Annotated in this window: 14 protein-coding genes, 1 tRNA gene, 1 other RNA gene and 1 pseudogene; 6 read left to right on the forward strand and 11 right to left on the reverse strand. The window is 68.3% G+C overall.

Translation table 11 applies throughout. From position 1 onward, the window contains the following. Positions 1-23 precede the first annotated feature (23 nt). From ABD225_RS18785 to recR, 8 genes and pseudogenes are all read right to left on the reverse strand, one after another. Positions 24-782: pseudogene (locus ABD225_RS18785) on the reverse strand (ATP-binding cassette domain-containing protein). Between the two features lie 12 nt (positions 783-794). Next, on the reverse strand, positions 795-1292 hold the full coding sequence (locus tag ABD225_RS16285) for a nucleotide-binding YajQ family protein (RefSeq protein ID WP_344087928.1): 498 nt from the start codon (positions 1290-1292) through the stop codon (positions 795-797). 229 nt (positions 1293-1521) lie between these two features. Then, on the reverse strand, positions 1522-1905 hold the full coding sequence (locus ABD225_RS16290) for a RidA family protein (RefSeq protein ID WP_344087931.1): 384 nt from the start codon (positions 1903-1905) through the stop codon (positions 1522-1524). Between the two features lie 50 nt (positions 1906-1955). Then, complete coding sequence (locus tag ABD225_RS16295) at positions 1956-3155, reverse strand: pyrophosphate--fructose-6-phosphate 1-phosphotransferase (protein WP_344087934.1); 1200 nt, start codon at positions 3153-3155, stop codon at positions 1956-1958. A gap of 111 nt (positions 3156-3266) precedes the next feature. Beyond that, the gene (locus tag ABD225_RS16300) at positions 3267-4136 is read right to left on the reverse strand and encodes a LytR C-terminal domain-containing protein (RefSeq protein ID WP_344087937.1); all 870 of its coding nucleotides are present in this window, start codon (positions 4134-4136) and stop codon (positions 3267-3269) included. Between the two features lie 138 nt (positions 4137-4274). Next, on the reverse strand, positions 4275-5546 hold the full coding sequence (locus ABD225_RS16305; protein ID WP_344087940.1) for an aspartate kinase: 1272 nt from the start codon (positions 5544-5546) through the stop codon (positions 4275-4277). Positions 5547-5669: 123 nt separating this feature from the next. Beyond that, on the reverse strand, positions 5670-6269 hold the full coding sequence (locus tag ABD225_RS16310; protein WP_344087943.1) for a DUF5063 domain-containing protein: 600 nt from the start codon (positions 6267-6269) through the stop codon (positions 5670-5672). Then, entirely contained in the window at positions 6262-6861 is a 600-nt protein-coding gene (gene recR / locus ABD225_RS16315) for a recombination mediator RecR (RefSeq protein ID WP_344087946.1), read from the reverse strand. The genes ABD225_RS16310 and recR overlap by 8 nt, the downstream gene beginning before the upstream one ends. Positions 6862-6899: 38 nt before the next feature. Between recR and ABD225_RS16320 the strand changes: the two genes are divergently transcribed. Beyond that, complete coding sequence (locus tag ABD225_RS16320) at positions 6900-7304, forward strand: hypothetical protein (RefSeq protein ID WP_344087949.1); 405 nt, start codon at positions 6900-6902, stop codon at positions 7302-7304. A 138-nt stretch (positions 7305-7442) separates the two neighbouring features. Here the strand turns inward: ABD225_RS16320 and ABD225_RS16325 are convergent, their stop codons facing one another. Further along, positions 7443-10091: a DNA polymerase III subunit gamma and tau gene (locus ABD225_RS16325; protein ID WP_344087952.1), complete on the reverse strand. Its 2649-nt coding sequence runs from the start codon at positions 10089-10091 to the stop codon at positions 7443-7445. Positions 10092-10155: 64 nt separating this feature from the next. Here ABD225_RS16325 and ABD225_RS16330 point away from each other — a divergent pair, with 64 nt between their 5' ends. From ABD225_RS16330 to ABD225_RS16340, 3 genes are read left to right on the forward strand one after another with little or no spacing between them, the layout of a single operon-like run. Further along, a complete protein-coding gene (locus ABD225_RS16330) occupies positions 10156-11025 on the forward strand; it encodes a DsbA family oxidoreductase (protein ID WP_344087955.1) in 870 nt (289 codons plus the stop codon). Beyond that, positions 11022-12041 (forward strand): DUF695 domain-containing protein, encoded by a 1020-nt coding sequence (locus ABD225_RS16335; protein ID WP_344087958.1) that lies wholly within the window; start codon positions 11022-11024, stop codon positions 12039-12041. Before ABD225_RS16330 ends, ABD225_RS16335 begins: the two co-directional genes overlap by 4 nt. A gap of 51 nt (positions 12042-12092) precedes the next feature. Further along, complete coding sequence (locus ABD225_RS16340) at positions 12093-14243, forward strand: NHL repeat-containing protein (RefSeq protein WP_344087961.1); 2151 nt, start codon at positions 12093-12095, stop codon at positions 14241-14243. A gap of 20 nt (positions 14244-14263) precedes the next feature. Here ABD225_RS16340 and ffs read toward each other — a convergent pair. Further along, positions 14264-14362: signal recognition particle sRNA small type (gene ffs, locus ABD225_RS16345), an RNA gene on the reverse strand. Between the two features lie 124 nt (positions 14363-14486). Between ffs and ABD225_RS16350 the strand changes: the two genes are divergently transcribed. Next, positions 14487-14574 (forward strand) — tRNA-Ser (locus tag ABD225_RS16350). Between the two features lie 261 nt (positions 14575-14835). After that, a complete protein-coding gene (locus ABD225_RS16355) occupies positions 14836-16746 on the forward strand; it encodes a propionyl-CoA synthetase (RefSeq protein ID WP_344087964.1) in 1911 nt (636 codons plus the stop codon). Between the two features lie 63 nt (positions 16747-16809). On the opposite strand, the gene ABD225_RS16360 is transcribed toward ABD225_RS16355, so the two are convergent. Beyond that, on the reverse strand, positions 16810-18966 hold the full coding sequence (locus ABD225_RS16360) for a hypothetical protein (protein ID WP_344087967.1): 2157 nt from the start codon (positions 18964-18966) through the stop codon (positions 16810-16812).

Genomic DNA, 18966 nt, shown 5'->3' on the forward strand with positions numbered 1-18966 from the left:
CCGAGGTCACGGGCCCTTCCGCGTCACCGCGAACGCCCGGCGTGCCCGCTCAAGTTAGAAGAGCCGCCATAGAGCGCCACTCGCTGCAGCGAGCGATCGATCTCCAGGACTGCGGTCACCGTCCGCGAGAGGAACTCGCGGTCGTGGCTGACGAGCACGCACGGAGCATCGAGCCCGGCGACGAAGTCCTCCAGGGCATCCAGCCCCAGGGCGTCGAGGTCATTGGTCGGCTCGTCGAGGAAGTAGGCATCCCAGCGCGAGCACAACAGTCCGGCCAGAGACATGCGCGCCGCCTGCCCGCCCGAGAGGGAGGTCACCTCGCGGTCCAGATCGACGTCGAGCCCCAGATCCGCGGCCACCACGGCGAGCCGCTCGTCGAGGTCGGCCCCACCGAGGGCGAGCCAGTCCTCCAGTGCGTCCGCGTATGCCGTGTCCGCCCCCGCGCGCCCGGCCGCCAGGTCATCGGCGGCCTACTGCATCGCCTCGGCGGCCTCGGTGACACCGGTGCGCCGGCGCACCTGCTCCCCTATCGACTCGCCCGGACGGGCATCGGGGACCTGGTCCAAGAGCCCGATCCGCGCATCACGCGGAGTGCGGGTCACGCTGCCGCGCTCGGGCGCCATACGGCCCGCAAGCAGGCGCAGCAGCGTGGACTTGCCGGCGCCATTGGGCCCGACGAGGCCGAGCACATCGCCGGGGGCGACGATCAGGTCCAGGCCGGAGAAGAGTTCACGATCGCCATAGGCGGCCGCCAAATCCCGGGCCTGGATCGTTGCGCTCACCCGGTGATGCTGTCACGACCAGCGAGCGGCGGGCACCCGGTTTTGCACCAAGGACCCGCCGCCCACGGGGTCACTTGTAGTTGGTGAAGCACACCGCGATATCGAGTCGTCGCGCGACTTGGCGGTGGCGCGGATCGCGTCGCCCTGCACCTGGGTCTTGACCGTCTTGGGGCCCTCGTCGCGGATCAGCTTGTTGATCTTCTTGGCGTTCTCCTGGCTGATGCCCTCCTTGAGCGGGACATCGAGCTTGTACTCCTTGCCCGACAGCCGCGGCCCGGCCTCGGGCACATCGAGGTGCTTCAGCGAGACGTACGAGCCAGTGCCCTCGACCCCGACCCGGGTGACCGGGCCGAACCCGGTCAACCAGCCCATCAGCTCGGTGTACCCGGCCGCGGTGGCGGGGAAGGTCGCGGTCCCCAGCAACGCTCCGGTACACGAGAGCGCGGCCGCGGTGTGAGTGTCGGCGTGGGTATCGACGCCGCCGAAGACGCCGCTAGGAGTAGCTAGCATGAGTACTGCCCTTTCCGTCTGACAATGGCAAGGAACGCGCATCAGTCGGGCGGGCGGACAGCACAGTGAAGAGGCCTTACGACCAGGCTCCTATCAAGTCACGTTCCGCCCGGCTGATGCCAGGCGTTCGTCCCGGGCGACAGATCCCATTCAAGGCACTCAACCAACAGGCCAGCGGGAAACCGGGTCAGTCCGGGACGAACACCACCATCATCACTGCGGGAAACCTTCAGTCGGCGACGATGGCGTCGAGTTCGATCTCGACAAGCCAGCGGGGGTCGAGGAGGGCGGCGACGACGACCATGGTCGCGGCGGGACGGACCTGCGAGAAGACCTCGCCGTGCGCGGCGGAGACCTCGTCCGCGACATCGGGTGAGGTGATGAACATCCGGGTGCGGACCACATCGCTTGCTGAGCCGCCGAGTTCGGCGACGGCGCTGAGCGCGATCTCCAGGCAACGCCGAGCCTGGGAGCCGGCGTCGAGGACGATACCGCCGTCCGGCCAGATCGGCGCGGTGCCGCTGACGGCGATGTGGTTGCCGACGCGAACCGCTCGCGAGAACCCGATCGTCGCCTCGAAAGGCGAGCCGGACGAGGCGTGCCTACGGTCCATCAATGAACACTCTCCTTTGAGTGATGTTGTCGCAGTGCAGATTTCGACGGTCAGGACTGGCCGAGTTCGCCCAGGAGGGCTTGGAACCAGTCGACCTGCGGATCGAAAGGCTTGGCGCCGCGAATCCGCGGGAACTCGATGGCGCGCAGTTCGTCGCCCTGCTCCTCATCCTCGCCGACGACGCCGGACTCGCCGCGCAAGGCGGCGTCGACCGCAAAGTCGGTGCAGCGCTTGATCAGCGCGAGGTCCTCGTCATTCGCGGCCGCGGAGCGGGAGAAATATCCCGACTTCTGAACCATCGTCTTCTCGGCGCCGATCGCGGCGGCGAACTGCTTGGCGAACCAGGCGCCGGGGTTGACCTTGTCGAGCATGACGTGCCCGAAGGGGTCGCGGGGAATCTCCTCGCCGGCGGCCTCCATTTCGGTGACGACATCCTCGACACCGGCGCCCTCGGACAAGAAGATGTTGACGCAGCCGAGCTCGTCCATGACCGCGCGCAAGCGCTCGCCCTCGGCCTTGATGTCGATGTGCAGTTCCGGCACATAGACCGCGTGGACGTCCCACCGCTCCTTGCTCGCCCCGAGCGCGGGCACGAACTCGCGGGACGCATTCTTCTCGTGGTAGCGGCGGGCGGTCTCGGCTGTCAGCCAGCCACAGTGGCGGCCCATGACCTCGTGCACGATGAGCATCCGCGGGTTGGAGGTGTGCTCGCCGATGATGTTCTCGGCATAGATCGCGCCCTGCTCGGCCGCCGTCCACGCGCCGAGGGTCTGGCGGATCGGGACGACATCATTGTCGATCGTCTTGGGCAGCCCGACGACCTGCAGTTCGTAGCCGTTCTCGTGCAGATAGGCCGCGAGGTCGGCCGCCGTGGTGTTGGTGTCGTCGCCGCCGATCGTATGCAGCACATCGACGCCATCGCGGGTCAGTTGCTCGGCCGCGACCTGAAGTGGGTCTTGACCCTCTTGGACCAGGCCGCGCTTGACGCAGTCGGCGACATTGGTCAGCTTGACGCGGGAATTGCCGAGCGGGCTGCCGCCGAAGCTGTGCAACAGGTGGGCGCCCGCGCGACCCTCCGGGGTGACGGTGATCGAATTGCCGGTCAACAGCCCGGCATAGCCATCGAGGTAGCCGATGATCTCGACCTCCGGCGCAACCTCGGTATAGCGCTCGATGAGTCCGCCGACCGCGCTGGACAGGCACGGGGCGATCCCCCCGGCGGTGAGCATGGCAACCTTACGAACCGGCATGGGAGGGCCCTTTCAGTGATCCCGGAAAGCTCCTGATCACCATCCAAGCACTCCCCCTGGCCGCACCCAAACCGGTGTGCGGCGGGCGAGACGACCGCCCTCGTCCGGCTCCTATTTCGAGGAGCAGGGTCGCGCGACGCGGTCCGGCTGCGGAGCCGGGCGGGGCGCGGGGCGCGGGATGTCAGCCTGGGGGGTGAGGGCGGCATACCCATTGCCCAGGACGAGATCGAGACTGGCGTCGGTGCGTGAGTCCTCGACCTGCCGAGCTTCCGGAAGATGTTGCAGCAGAACGTCAGCCGCGTCCGCGCCCTTGGGACCGAAGCGGATGATCGCCTCGTCATCGGGCAGGAAGGCATACATGGGGTCGTTGCCGACGGCGCCGACCTCGAAGCTGCGATCGGTCAATTCGGCGGCCACCTGGCTCGCGAGGCCTTCGCGGTATGTCGTGTTGTAGACATTCACCGTGATCTCACCGGGCAGCGGGGCCGGCGGCGGTGGGACATAGCTCAGGCCGTGGAAGCCGTAGCCGATCACGAGTTCGACGTTGCTGCCGCTGCGGCCGTCATTCCACGGGCGGGCGCCGGGGATCTGCGCGGCGACGAGCAGGGCCTGATCGAGGCCTTTCGGACCGTGATAAACGAGGGCGGCCCGCTTGACGTAGATATTGTCGGGCGCATTGCCGACACTCGAGACAACGAAGCCGCGGTCGCTCAGATCTGAGGCGACGCGAGCGCCTTCACCGGGTGTTTCGTTCGAGTTCTGAATCTTGATCTGGAACGAATCGCGCTCCGGGGCGAGCACGACCTTGGGGGTGCACGCGACATCGGCTTTTCGGGTGAGCAAGCCGGAGGAGTATGCGGCCGTGACGCTCACCGTGCCCAGAATGAGCCCGGGCAGGGTCAGCAGCATGATGAGCCGGCGGCGCTGACGGCCCCGGAAGTCGCGACGCGCGGCATCGGGCGCGACGGGAGTGCGCGGCATACCCAACCTCTCGATCGGTGGGAGTGATCGCGACCCATCTTGCCTCATGGGCATCACAAATCACATCAGTCACACAAACAACACGTGACAACTTTCGTAACAGCTCGGTGACAGTGCGTCGCCTCGCGCAACGCGCAATCAGCGGCCGGTGCCGCCATAGACGACGGCCGCCTCGTCGGCGTCCAGGCCGAAGGCGGAGTGCACGGCGAGGACCGCGTCATCAAGACGGTCGTCGCGGGTGACGACGGAGATGCGGATTTCGGAGGTCGAGATCATCTCGACGTTGACGCCGACGTCGGCGATCGCCTTGAAGAAAGTGGCGGAAACCCCCGGATTCGAGCGCATACCCGCCCCGACCAGGGACAGCTTGCCGATCTGGTCGTCGAACTGCAGCGACGCGAAGCCGACCTCGTCCTGGATGTTGTGCAGGGCCTGCATCGCTGCAGGGCCCTCGGTCTTGGGGAGGGTGAAGGAGATATCGGTCAGCCCGGTCTCGGTCGCGGAGACGTTCTGGACGATCATGTCGATATTGATGCCGGCTTCGGCGATGGCGGCAAAGATCGTCGCGGCCATCCCCGTGCGGTCCGGCACGCCGACGACGGTGATCTTGGCTTCGCTGCGGTCGTGCGCGACACCGGCGATAATCGGGGCTTCCACGGACTCTCCTTCGGGAGCGGGCTGGTCGGTGACAAAGGTGCCCTCCTTGTGCGAGAAGGAGGAGCGGACGTGAATGGGAATGTTGAAGCGCCGGGCGTACTCGACGCTGCGCAGGTGGAGGACTTTGCTGCCGGACGCGGCCAGCTCGAGCATCTCCTCGTTGGTAATGCGGTCGACCTTGCGCGCCTTGGGAACGATGCGCGGGTCGGCGGTGAAGACGCCATCGACATCGGTGTAGATCTCGCAGACGCTGGCCTGCATGGCCGCGGCGAGCGCGACAGCCGTGGTGTCGGAACCGCCGCGGCCGAGGGTGGTGATCTCCTTCGTCTCTTTCGAGACGCCCTGGAAGCCGGCGACGATGACGATATGACCTTTGGCGATAGCGTCCAGGATCCGGCCGGGTGTCACATCGATGATCTTGGCCTTGCCGTGGGACTCATCGGTGATGACGCCTGCCTGGCTGCCGGTGAAGGAGCGCACGCTGTGCCCCTGATCGGCGATGGCCATGGCGAGCAGGGCCATCGAGATGCGCTCGCCGGCCGTGAGCAGCATGTCGAGTTCGCGCGGCGGTGGCAGCGGGCTGACCTCGTTGGCCAGATCGAGCAGTTCGTCGGTCGTGTCACCCATCGCGGACACCGCGACGACGACATCATTGCCGGCCTTCTTGGTCTCGATGATGCGCCGCGCGACGCGCTTGATGCTCTCGGCGTCGGCGACGGACGAGCCGCCATACTTCTGCACGACCAGGGCCACAGGGGTGCTCTCTTCGCAAGAGGGGTCTCGGAACGCCCTCGATGGTAGGCGAGCCGGGGCCGAGGCGATCGGCATATCCGGCTCGTGGGCGGTTGTGGGGCGACCGGCAGGGGCCCGTCAGCGTCAGGGGTGGAGGGCGTCGAACTCGGCCTCTGCGACGAGGTCTTCGTCGGCGTCGAGGCGGATGTGGGCAAGCAGACCATGCAGGACCCGCAGGGCCATCGCCGCCCGCTCGCCCCAGTCGGAGAGATAGCTAAACTGCCACCACCACAGCGCCTCGACCGGGCGGCCCTTGTCGTAGTGCTTCAGGCCGTGATCCAGCGCCGCGACGATGATCGCGAAGTCGCTGGACAGCGAGCCGGTCGTCAGCTCGGTCGAGGTGATCGGGTCGACGAGATCGGCATATTCATCCAGCCCCTCGAAGACATTGGCTATCGCGGCCCGGAGCGCGGCGAGGTCGGTGTCATCGCCATCGTCGGGTTCGTAGCGATGTTGCAGCACCACATCTTGGATCGCGCCGAGGCGGGCGCCGGTCGAGAGGATTTGCGCCGTCGCGAGCAGTGAGACAGCCAGTGCGGCCTCCGGGGTCGCGCCGGTGGCGATTTGCGTGATCGCCTCGGTGAATTGCCGGGCTTCCTGTGCCGTCAGCGCGGCGAGGTGGGCGAGGTCTGCGTCGCCGCCAGGGCGGGCGTCTGCGGGGGTGGCGTTCGAATCGTCAGGCATCGATCAGTCTCCGTCCTTCAAAGGCCCGACCGAGGGTGACCTCATCGGCATACTCCAGATCGCCACCGACCGGTAATCCCGAGGCTAGCCGCGTCACGCGCAGGCCGAAGGGTTTGAGTTGGCGGGCGAGATAAGCGGCGGTGGCCTCGCCCTCGATATTCGGATCGGTCGCAAGGATGATCTCGACGACCTCCCCGGAGGCCAGCCGCGACATCAGTTCGGCAACGCGCAACTGTTCGGGACCGATGCCATCCATCGGGCTGATGGCGCCGCCGAGCACGTGGTAGCGACCGCGGAACTCTCCGGTGCGCTCGATGGCGACGACATCCTTCGGCTCCTCGACAACGCAAATGGCCTGCCCGTCGCGGCGCGGGTCGGCGCAGATCCGGCACAGGGTGGCCTGGGCGATATTGCCGCACATGGTGCAGAAGGCGACCTTCTCCTTGACCTCCGCGAGCGCGGTGATGAGTCGTTGGACGTCGGCACCGTCCGCCTGCAGCAAGTGGAAGGCGATCCGTTGCGCGCTCTTGGGGCCGATCCCCGGCAGTTGGCCGAGCTCGTCGATCAGGTCCTGGACCACACCTTCATACACATCGGCCAGGGTAGTTGCTCGGTCCGACAACCCCTCGGATGCGCGCGGGTGGCGCCATGGGGGTGGCCGGGCTGGTGTGGCTAAGGTCAGGTATGCCGCGCCGCCCGCTCCTTGCTTTGCTCACCGTCGTCGCCGGGCCCTGTGTGCTGGCCGGATGCGGCGATCCACCCCCGGATCCCGCCACGGCGCCCATCGAGGTGATCCTGCCCGGCTGCACTGTCAACCGCCCCAGCATCGCACCTGGGGATCACGACCTCAGCGTGGTCGGGACGGGCGCGGTGCGGGTGCTCGGCCCGGATCACTCAGAGTTGCTCGCGGTCGACGGTCCCACGTCGACGCCTGCAACCCTGACGATCCAGGACACCGGCCTGCATACCGTCTCGTGCGTCACCGATGCGGGCGAACCGAAGGCCACGACCCTGCGGGTCGAGGTGGCGAAGTAGCCCACCGCAGGCCCGAGGTCCGCATCAACACGCGATCCGTGAACGAGCACCCGATCCGTGCTTTGACACCCCGTGGAGAGGGTGTGAATGCGCGGATCGGGTGTCTTCGCGATGATCGGGTGTCGGTGGCGTGCTGCCTCAGTCGTCGGGGGTTTCGCGCCAGATGACGGTGCCGCCGAGGACGCGCTCGATGACCGGCTGACCGACCTCGCCGAGATCGGCCAGGTCCTCATCGTCATCGCTGATCAGGTCTTCCTCGTCCACAGACCCGCCGTCGGAGGCCCGGGTCGTCGCGGTCGCGGTGGCATCGGTCGCGGCGGATCCGTCGTCGGTGTCCCCCGTCGCCGCCGTCGAGGTGGTGGCCGTGCTGACGGCTCGGCCGTCGTCAGCCCGGGTCGATGCAGACGTCGTGGCGTCGCCAGGTGTCGTCGCCCAGGTCGGCGCTCCGGACGAAGGGCCGCTGCCCCAACCAGAACCGCCATCAGACCAGTCCCGCGCGGCGAGGTCAGCGCCATAGCGATCCCCGGGGCCGCCATCGCGACCGGGAGTTGTCGGCCCGAACGACGAATCCGCTCGGGCAGTCGGCCCCGACGGCCTCGACCCTTGTGGTCCCGATCCCTCCGGCCTCAAAGCGGTCGCGTTATTCGGCCGGCCAGTGCCTGGACCGGCCGCACCGCGTCCTGGGGAAGATGGGGGCACAGAATCCGACCGCGAATCGCGTCCCTGCCCCGACGTGCCGTCAGCAATGGAATCGCCTGATCCCGAACTGCTGCGCCGGTCAACCCCCCGGCCACCGTGATCGACCCCTGACGTGCCCGCCGACCCAGGCGCGCCGGCAGCGGATCCGCCCGCCGGAGCGGCGATCGCATCAATGCGCGCATCGACGCCCAGCACGTCGATCAAGGCCTGGCGCACGATCTCGGGGTGGACGCCATTGCGGAAGGTGTTGGCCAGTCCGACCGTCCCGATGGACAGCACGAGTCGCTGCCCGTCATACGAACTGATCTGGGCGTGCTCGGACAGGAATGTCCACGTGGTTCGCTTGAGGGTGAAAATCCGGGCAAGCACATCGGGCCAGGACCGGCGCAGCGCCGCCACATCCAGTCCGCCGGGGCCTCGCGGACCCGTGTCGTTCGCGTCGCCCAGCGGCTCGGCGCTGGTCGGCGATCCCATCACAATCGCGGGTCGCGCACCGCCGGGCCGACGCCCTGGAGCGCCTCCGGGGCTATTGCCGGGTCGTTGTTCCGACATAGCGGGGCCGCCGGCGGCGCCAGTCGACCCGGAAGCCTGGGGACCTCGCTCAACGGGACCTTGCCGAGTCACGTCTCGGTCCTCGTGGCCCGATGGCTGCCGTTCGTCGCCCGTGGTGCGCGGTCCCCAGCCATCCACGCCGGGTTGGGACGGCTCCCGGCCGTCGCGGCGGTGCTGGTCCGGCCGGGGAGACTCACCATGAGGACCCGCATCAGGGCGTCCACCCGTGCTACCCGCGTCCCCCGATGTCTGCGGCCCGGGGGCGCCTCCGGCGACGGGCCCCGACTCCCCCTGACCCGAGTCCTGCTGGGTTCCACGAGTCGACGGCGGCGGCGCGACGTTGGGACCCGACGGCATACCCGTGCTCGGGGCGCCCGCGACGTCGAGGCGACGTTCGATGCGGTCGAGGCGGGCGGCATACCCCTGCTCGCCAGCGGCACCGGGCAGCAGGACGCGGGCGGCGATGAGTTCGAGTTGCAGGCGCGGCGCGGTGGCGCCCGTCATTTCGGTCAGCCCGGCGTTGACGACATCGGCCGCCCGCGACAAGGCCCCTGGCCCAAAACCACTGGCCTGCACGCGCATTCGATCGATCTGGTCGCTCGGGACCCCACGCAGCACCGACGCGCCCGCGTCCGGCACGGCCGACAGCACGATCAGATCGCGGAAGCGTTCGAGCAGGTCCTCAACGAACCGGCGCGGGTCGTGTCCGGTCTCGATAACCCGGTCGATCTGACTGAAGACCGATGCCCCATCCCCGGCAGCAAAGGCCGTCACCGTGGCATCGAGCAGTTCGGCGTCGGTGAAGCCTAGGAGGGCAGCCGCACCGTCATAGGTCAGGCCGCGCTGATCCGATCCGGCCATCAGTTGATCGAGCACGGACAAGGAGTCACGCACCGACCCGCCGCCCGCGCGCACGACAAAAGACAGCACCCCGGGCTCGACATCGACGCCCTCGGAGCGGCATAAGTGCTCGAGATAGTCGTGCAGGCGGGCGGGTGGGACGAGCCGGAACGGATAGTGGTGCGTGCGGGAGCGGATGGTCCCGATGACCTTCTCGGGCTCGGTCGTCGCGAAGATGAATTTCACATGCTCGGGCGGCTCTTCGACGATCTTCAGCAGCGCGTTGAAGCCCTGCGGGGTGACCATATGCGCCTCGTCGATGATGTAGACCTTGAACCGGCTCTCCGCCGGCGCGAAAGCCGCCCGCTCGCGCAATTCGCGCGCGTCGTCCACGCCACCGTGGCTGGCCGCATCGATCTCGATGACATCGATTGACCCGGCACCGCCGCGGGCCAGCGCGACACAGGAATCACACTCACCGCACGGGCTGCCGGTCGGCCCCTTCTCGCAGTTGAGGCAGCGGGCGAGGATGCGGGCGCTCGTCGTCTTGCCGCACCCGCGCGGACCGGAGAAGAGATAGGCGTGGTTGATGCGCCCGCTAGCGAGCGCGCGCATCAGCGGCACCGTCACGTGCTCCTGCCCGATCACGTCGGCGAACGTGTCGGGCCGGTAGCGGCGATACAGGGCGGTGCTCACCTTCGGAACCCTAACGGGGCGCACCGACAGTGGCCTACGGGCCTGGTGGACGTATCGTCGGGCCATGCGTATCGACGTCTGGTCCGACATCGTCTGCCCGTTCTGCCACCTCGGCCGCCGGCACCTGGAGTTGGCCTTGGCCGACTTCGAGCACGCCGATCAGGTAGAGGTCGTGTGGCACAGCTACGAACTGGACCGCAACGCCCCCGCCGTCGGCACTGGGTCCAATGTCGACAAAATCGCCGCGAAGTATGGCGTTTCGCGCGAGCAGATGGTCATCACCCACGAGCAGATGGCGCAGGCCGCGGCCGAGGTCGGCCTCGACTTCGCGTGGGAGAAGGTCGTCCCGAGCAATTCGTATGACGCCCACCGCCTCATCCACGCGGCGCGCGCGGCCGGGGTGGAGACGGAGGTGACCGACCGGATCATGCGGGCCTGGTATTCGGAGGGCCGGCCGATCGGTGATCACGAGGTGCTGCGCCAGCTCGCCACCGGCGCCGGGCTGTCCGCCGAGGTCGTTGACGATGTGCTCGGCAGCGACGATTACGGCATCGACGTGCGCACCGACGAAGCCGTCGCCTCCCAGATCGGCATCACGGGGGTGCCCACCTTCGTGCTGGATCAGAAATATGCCGTCACCGGCGCCCAGCCGCCCCAACTGCTCCTGCAGGCGATCGAGCACGCCTGGGCTGACCAGGGCAACCGGCCCCAGATGCCGTCGGGCGGCGGCTGCGCCGGCGGGTGCTGCGGCGGCGGTGGCTGTGGCAGCGACGCCGAGGCGGCCTCCTGCGCCACCGACGGTTCCGGAGACGGGTCGGGAGGATGCGGCTGCGGCGATGGCGCCGGCGGCTGCGGCGGGGGCATCTGCGGCGACGCGCACTCCGAGGGAAGCGATCACGAGCACCACGAGAGCGGGCACGAGGTCCACGCGTGAGCGAGGCGGGCGCGGACGGCATACCCGCCTTCTGGCAGTGGTGGGCGAGCGAGGGCAGCGCGCTCGCGGGGCAGGTCGTGGCCGGCCAGGCCGGTCCGGAGATCTTGGCGCCGCTGACCGAGCGGGTGGCCGCGATCGACCCGGGCTTGCAATGGGAGTTCGGGCCGGGGCGCGAGAGCTTGCACCTGCTCACCGTGACCGCCGCCGGCGATCCCGAACTGCGGGCCATCGCGCGGGCCTGGCTGCAGGCCGCCCCGCCGAGCGACCTGACCTGGGGGTATGCCGACCTACGGGCCGCCGACTCGGGTGCCGCTGAGTCGACGATTGAGTTCGCGGGGCGGACCATTGCGCTCGGCGATTTCGTCGTCGCCGCGCACCGAGGCTCTACCTCGATCGATGTCGCCGTGCACCATCCCGTCTTCGCGGATGTCGGCGAGGACGAGGCGGCGCAGCTGACCTATCTCGCGCTCGACTGCTTCCTCGGCGAGGAGGCGACCGAGACGTGGATCGGCGGGGTGACCTGGCCCGGTGAACCGCCGTTGGATTCGTTCCCGTTACGGCATCTGGGGAGCATCGTGCGCGACTTCGCCGACGGCCACCGCGACGCCGACGGCGCGCCCACCTGGCTGATGCTGCGCGGCACCGGGCCGAGCGGGCTGCCCGTGCTCGCGATGGCACAGGTTCCGTTGCGGCAGATCACTTTTCCACTTTTCGACACTCATCTCGCCGTGACCATCCCGTATGCGGACCGCACCGCCGAGGGCCTGCCCGCGGCCTCATCGCTCGAGGCGCTCCGGGATCTTGAAGATCAGCTCACCGAGGCCATCGGAGCCGACGGACGGATCGTCGCGCACCAGAGCCACGACGGCGTGCGGCTGCTGCATGCCTATGCCGATGGCCGCACCGACGCCGGCGAGCGCGCCGCCGCGGTGGCCGCCGACTGGCCGGAGGGCGATGCCCAAACCGTCGTCACGCCCGATCCCGGCTGGGCACTGGTCAACCACCTCGCCGGCTGAGGCGGCTGTCCCCGAAAAGGCCGCTTGCCCCGCCCGCAGGATCTTGCCAGAGTGACCCGCGTGCTCCCGCATCACCGATCCGTGCCGCGCCGCGCCCTGCTGGCTGCGGCACCCGGCGCGGCCCTCATCTCACCCCACGACAAAGCGGCGGCGGCCGCCCGAGGTGACCGGGCGGCATACGTCCCCCTGCGCGCGCAGCGCATCATCGGCGCGCCCACGACCCCCGGGCTCGCGGCCTGGGGACTGGCATACAACCCGGTCAGCGACGAACTCGCGGTGGGCGATTATGTCGCCCGGCAAGTGCGTCGGTATGGCCGGGACGGGAGCTACCGCGGCGACTTTACGAACCCATCCGGTCAGGTCCCGGGGGTGGCGAGCGCGCTGAGCGTCGATGCCCGCGATGGCAGTTACTACCTCGCGGTGACCGGATCGACATCGGCGGCAACGGATGTCGTGAAGTACGCGCCCGACGGCAGCTATCTCGCGGGCTTTGGAATCGACCAGTTGGTCGCGTGGCTCGCCGTCGATCCCACGACCGGGGACCTGTGGATCCCCGATGCTTTCGGCGGGCGCACCGTGATCCGCCGGTATGCCGTCGACCTCGCCGCCCAGCGACTCACGCAGGTCGCCACCATCGACCGGCCGGGCACCGGTCCGGGTCAGGTGCGCTGGGCAACCGGCGTGGCGACCGATGCCGCCGGGCGGCTGTATGTCGTGGACACCGGGAATGTGACCGTGCACGTCTTCGACGCGGCCGGTTCCTGGTTGCGAGATCTGGGCGACCGCACGAGCCTGGCGGGAGACCTGCGGGGCATCGCGCTGGATGAGGATCTGGACCGGGTCTATGTGAGCAATGCCGCCGGAGCCACGGTGGCGGCCTTTGCCCTGAACAGTGGCAGCCTCGTCGCGCATTTCGGTGGCGAGGGCACCGGGCCGGGTCAATTCGTCGATGGCGCAAGGCAATTGGCGGTCACGCCGGATCACCGGATTTGGGCCGCTGACTACGGCCTGCGCCGGGTGGTCTCCTTCGACGCCGATGGTGTGGCTGGCCCGGTCTTCCCGAATCCAGGCTTGCCCGAGGATCCCGCCGGGCTCGCCGTGCCGCGCGGCCTGGCCGTCGATCCCGTCACCGGCGAGGTGCTCGTCGCCGATGGCTTCGGGCAGAGCATCACGCGGTATGCCGCGGACGGCTCGCTCGTGCAGCGCTTTGGGCGGCGCGGTTCGACCCCGCCGGAGGGCATGAACTATCCCAAGGCCGTCGCGGTCGACCCGTTGACCCGCAATGTGTGGGTCGCGAATCACGAGGGTGCGCCCCATCTCGTCGGGTTTACGCCGGACTTTGGTGCGGTGGTGCGTCAGATCGTGGCGCCGCGTTTCACGCTGGACCTGAAGTTCTTCAGGGGTCTGCTCTATACCCTGCAAACCACGCCGGGCGCCGTTCGCGTCTACAACCCGACGACCGGTGCGCTGGTGCGGCAATGGAAGTCACCGATCGGGGCCCTGACAGCCCTAGGTATCGATCCGGCGACCGGCAATATTTGGGTCACCACCTCCAAGCGCCGGCTCGGAATCCTCACTCCCGCAGGTCGATTCAGATCCATCGCACTGGGAGGCGTGGGTGCGGGCGTGGCCTTCCGCGGGGCGGAGGCCTATGTCTCCGATAGCGCCGGCGGCCGGATTCGGGTTCTCGATCGGGTGACGCTGGCGGCCAAGGCAGTGGTGGGGTCGGGATCCGGGACCGGTCTCGGGCAGTTGTCTGGTCCGTCGGCACTGGACTTCGACGCGGCCGGCCGGCTGTATGTCGTGGAGTTACGCGGCGGCCGTGTCACCGCATTCGGGACGGAAGCGGCCCCTGAGGCCGGGTCTGCCGTAGTGACCGTTACGGGCCTGGGGACGGCATACCAACCGATGGTGACGGGCACGGCGAGTGCAGCGGCGGGGGTGGCGCATGTCGAGGTGTCCGTCACCGATCAAGCGAGCGGACGCTGCTTCGATGCGGCGAAGAATCGATGGGTCGCGGGGGCCGTGTGGAGCCGGGCGGTGGTGTGGGGACCGGTGACTGCGCCCTCCTGGCGGCTGACCGTGCAGTTGCCGCTCGGCCCGGACCGGGTGTACGCCGTGACCGCCCGCGTCGTCGATCGCGCGGGCCGCGTTGTCGTGGGCCCCGCGGCGACCCTGCGGCATACCTGGGCGCCTGCTTAAGGAATCCGGGAGCGAATCCGGACATAGGGACACCCCGCGTACCTGGAAGAGCTCACTGACCCTTGCTGCATTCCTGCCCTGGGGGAGTTGGGTGAGGTACCACCACGCGGGGTGCCTGGCCCCAAGTATAGGTGGCTTCAGTCGGGCAGGATGCCGCCATAGCGGGTGCTGGCCGGCGCGCGCAGGGCGGTGACGACCCAACTCGATTTCGGGCGCGGCGCCCGCTCGGGTAACCTCTGCGGCGGAGGATTCGCATAGTGGCCTAGTGCGCACGATTGGAAATCGTGTTGGGATAACACCCTCGGGGGTTCAAATCCCCCATCCTCCGCCAGCCCAGGGCGAGCCGGTCGCCGGCTCGCCCTGTTGCGTTGTCTGACTCCCCCATTCGGTCAGCAGTCGTGCATTTGGTCGTAGGTCCCCCAGCCGGATGTGGGAGTCAGCGACACAACGGCGGGTTAGGGCCGAACGTGTGAGTCAGCCTCGAGCGCGGCGGGCGGTCGGGGCGGGGCCGCTCGGCGCGGCATACCGCCCGCTGATCTAGGTCACCTTGACCTCAGTGGCGCGGCACGAGGCGGGGCGCAACGATGGCGGCATGAGCACCGGAGCTTACGCAGCGGCATACGAGCAGAGCATCAGCGATCCGAACGCCTTCTGGGGCGAGGCGGCGTCGGCGATCGAGTGGATCACGCCGCCGACGACGGTGCTGGACGACAGCAACCCGCCGTTCTACCGCTGGTTCACCGGCGGCACGCTCAACACCTGCTTCAACGCGCTCGACCGGCACGTGCGCGACGGCCGCGGCGAGCAGGTCGCGGTCTATTACCACTCCCCCGTGACCGATACGAAGACCTCGCTCACCTATGCCGAGTTGCTCGACCAGGTCGCCCGCTTCGCCGGTGCGCTCGCCGGACTCGGGGTCGAGAAGGGCGACCGGGTGCTCATCTATATGCCGATGGTCCCCGAGGCGATGATCGCCATGCTGGCCTGTGCGCGCCTCGGCGCGATCCACTCCGTGGTCTTCGGCGGCTTCGCCCCGGCCGAGCTGTCGGCGCGGATCGAGGACGCCACGCCCAAGGTCGTCGTCAGCGCGAGCTGCGGCATCGAGCCGAGCCGGACGATCGCCTACAAGCCGATGCTCGACGGCGGTCTCGACCGCAGCGAGCACAAGCCCGAATCCGTCATCGTCCTGCAGCGACCGCAGCTCGAAGCCGAGGTCGGCCAGCGCGACACCGACTGGGAGGAGATGACCTGGGATGAGGTGATGGCCGATGCCGAGCCGACCGATTGCGTCGAAGTCGCCGCCACCGACCCGCTCTACATCCTCTACACCTCCGGCACGACCGGCCGCCCCAAGGGCATCGTCCGCGACAACGGCGGACACGCGGTTGCGCTGCGCTGGTCGATGGCGAATATCTATGACGTCCAGCCCGGCGAGGTGTGGTTCACCGCCTCCGATGTCGGCTGGGTCGTCGGCCACTCCTACATCGTCTATGCGCCACTGCTGACCGGGGCCACGACGGTCATGTACGAAGGCAAGCCCGTCGGCACCCCCGACGCCAGTGCCTTTTGGCGGATCATCAGCGACTACGGCGCGGTGGCGATGTTCACCGCACCCACGGCATACCGCGCCATCAAACGCGAAGACCCCGACGGCAAACTTCTTGCCGGGCAAGACATTTCGACGATGCGCAATCTCTTCCTCGCCGGCGAGCGGCTCGACCCCGATACCTACCACTGGGCCGACAATCTGCTCGACTGCGCAGTCGTCGACAACTGGTGGCAGACCGAGACCGGCTGGCCGATCGCCGCAAACCTGCGCGGTCTCGACCCCATGCCGATCAAGCCGGGCTCCCCGTCCGTGCGGGTGCCCGGGTATGACGTGCAGATCCTCGACGAGTACGGCACCCCACTCCCGGCGGGCCAGGAGGGCGCCATCGCGATCAAGCTTCCGCTGCCGCCCGGCACCTTGCCGACTCTCTGGCAGGACGACGAGCGCTATGTCTCGGGCTACCTCTCGGTCTTCGACGGCTACTACCTCACCGGCGATGGCGGCCTGATCGACGAGGACGGCTATGTCTTCGTCATGGGACGCACCGATGACGTTCTCAACGTCGCCGGCCACCGCCTCTCCACCGGCTCCATCGAGGCCGCACTGGCGGGCCACCCGGCCGTCGCCGAGTGCGCCGTCATCGGCGTCGCGGACGACTTCAAGGGCCAAATCCCCCGCGGCTTGGTCGTCCTCAAGGGTGGGTATGACGCCACCTCCGACGGCGAGCGCATCGTCAAGGAACTCGTGCAGCGGGTCCGCGACGAGGTCGGTGCGGTGGCCTCGCTGAAGCAGGTCGACATCGTCGCCGCCCTGCCGAAGACCCGGTCCGGCAAGATCTTGCGCAAGACCATGCGCGAGATCGCCGATGGCAAGGTGCCGACAATCCCCGGAACGATCGAAGACGCCTCAGTCCTCGACGCCCTCGCCGCCACCTTGACCAATACTCAGCACTGACGCCCCAACTGGGGGAGCTGGTCTGGACCGCAGGACCAGGGCTCCCGCCGTTCTCAGACGGATCTAGGGAACGGCGATCGTCCGGTTTGCCAGCAGCGAGACATTGCCGTGCCGGTCGATGGCGCGGATCGACACGGCATACGAACGGCTCGGCAAGGTGGCGGGCACGGTGTAGCGCCAGGACGCCGCCGTCAGGTCTCCCCACACGACGCCGGCGGACCAGGTCGAGGCGGTGACATAAGTCGCGGCTCGGCCGTCGTAGTAGCGGCCGGTCGTCAGGTCACGCACGCGCGCCTCGACGAACGCGATGCCAGAGGCATCCGTGGCGGTGCCGGTCAGCACGATCTGCCCGCCGGTGACGGGGTCGCCGGCCGCAACCGAGACCTGCGGCCGGACGGTCTCGGCCGCGGGCGACGGGCCGGGACCGAAGACGGTGACCCGCGAGGAGACCTGCTCCACGACATACAACTTGCCGTCGGGGCCGAACTGCAGCCCGGACGGGGTTTTCAGCTTGCCGAAGGTGAAGCCATTGCCGAGGCCGAGCTTGCCCGTCACGGCATATGTCGTCCGGCTGAGCAGGTCGATATAGCCGGTGGTGGTGTTGGACACCGCGACCTCGTCGCCCTTGATCGCCACGCCCCAGCCGACGCCCGGCAAAGTGAGGGTCTTGAGGGTCTTGCCCGCCGGGGAGACGACATACAGCAGGGGCTTGGAATCGTGGGTGATCCACATATTGCCGTTCGCGGGATCGACGGCAAGGCCGTGCAGCAGGCCGTAGGGCGAGGTCCACGTCCGCTCGACGGCGAGCGTCGATGGATTGATGACGCGCACCGCGCCGGGGCGGCGCTCCAGGGCGTAGAGCTTGCCGCCAGAGAACTCCAGATCCCCCACCCAGCGCGGGATATTTGGCCGCCCGAGGACGGTCGAGAAATCGGCGGAATAGCCGACAACGCCCGGCGGTCCCTCGAAGGACGAGATCCAAATATCGCGGGTCGTCGGGTTCACGACGAGGGCCTTGGGGTAGTTCATCCCCTCGGGCGGTGAAGACCCGCGCCGCCCGTACTGACCGAGCAACTCGCCCTGAGCGGAGTACCGATTCGCCCGTTGACCGAAGGCGTCGACAGTCAGCACATCACCCGTGACCGGGTCGACATCCAGACCGCGAGCCTGCGAAATGCCGGCCGGGTCGGGACGCATCCCGGGGTCGGGGAACAGCTTGACGAAGGTGCCATCCGGCAGGAACTCCTGCACTCGGAAGGAGCCATAGTCGGCACCAAAGACGTGATGATCCGGGCCGACCGCGAGCTGCCGCGCGCCATCGGTGAACTCCCCGTCGTTCATGCCGAGGCCCGAGATCGCGCCCTGATAAACGCCATTCATGTCGAAATAGCGGATGCCGCCGAAAACGGCATCGGACAGATAGATCCGACCCAATTCGTCGTCGACGGCGACGCCGCGCAAGTCGCCCTTGATCGGCGCCGGACCGATGTCGAAGCGCCACTGACCGGTGCTGGTCCAGGAGTGAATGACCTTATTGCCGACATCGGCGACATAAATATTGCCCTGCGCATCGGCTGCCGCCCCGGTCAGCACCTTCATCGGCACGCCGGGCTTGGCCTCGGTGATGAGCACCTGCAAGGTAGCCGACTTGGTCGCGTCATCGACGGTGAACTTGCGCACCACGGACCCCGAAAAGCCCTCAGGCACCCACAGATTGCCGTCATGGTCGACCGTCAACCAGGTCGCCGCTCCGGGCATGTCGAGATCGAAGAGGAAGTTTCCGTCCTTGTCGTACTTGCGCACATCGAGCGAGGTGCGCCCCTCCCCCGTGACAGCGACATAGATCGCCCCGTCCCGCGGGTCGACGCCGAGCGCGGAGGCCACCCCGCCGATCGTCTTGCCAGCATTACGCAGGTCTCCGAGATAGACGCCACCTCGGGTGTAGCGCCGCACCTGCCGCGAGACATAGTCCCCGACGATCAGTTCGTCACTGACCGGGTTGTAAGCCAAGCCCCACGCCGCCACACCCGGGAAGGACGGGGCGGCGATGATCCGTTCCGGGACGTATGACGCCACCGGGCCCGCTGCGGCCGCCCCTGCGGGGGCAGGGCCGGCTACCCCAATCAAGGTCAGGGCAGCTATAACCGCCGCGAGGACCGCCATGCCCGCGCGGCGACGGCTGTCACCAGGCGAGGGCGCGGCAAAAGCTCGGAAATTCAC

Origin of the sequence: Nostocoides veronense (assembly GCF_039531185.1) — a bacterium.
Classification (GTDB): Bacteria; Actinomycetota; Actinomycetes; order Actinomycetales; family Dermatophilaceae; genus Nostocoides_A; species Nostocoides_A veronense.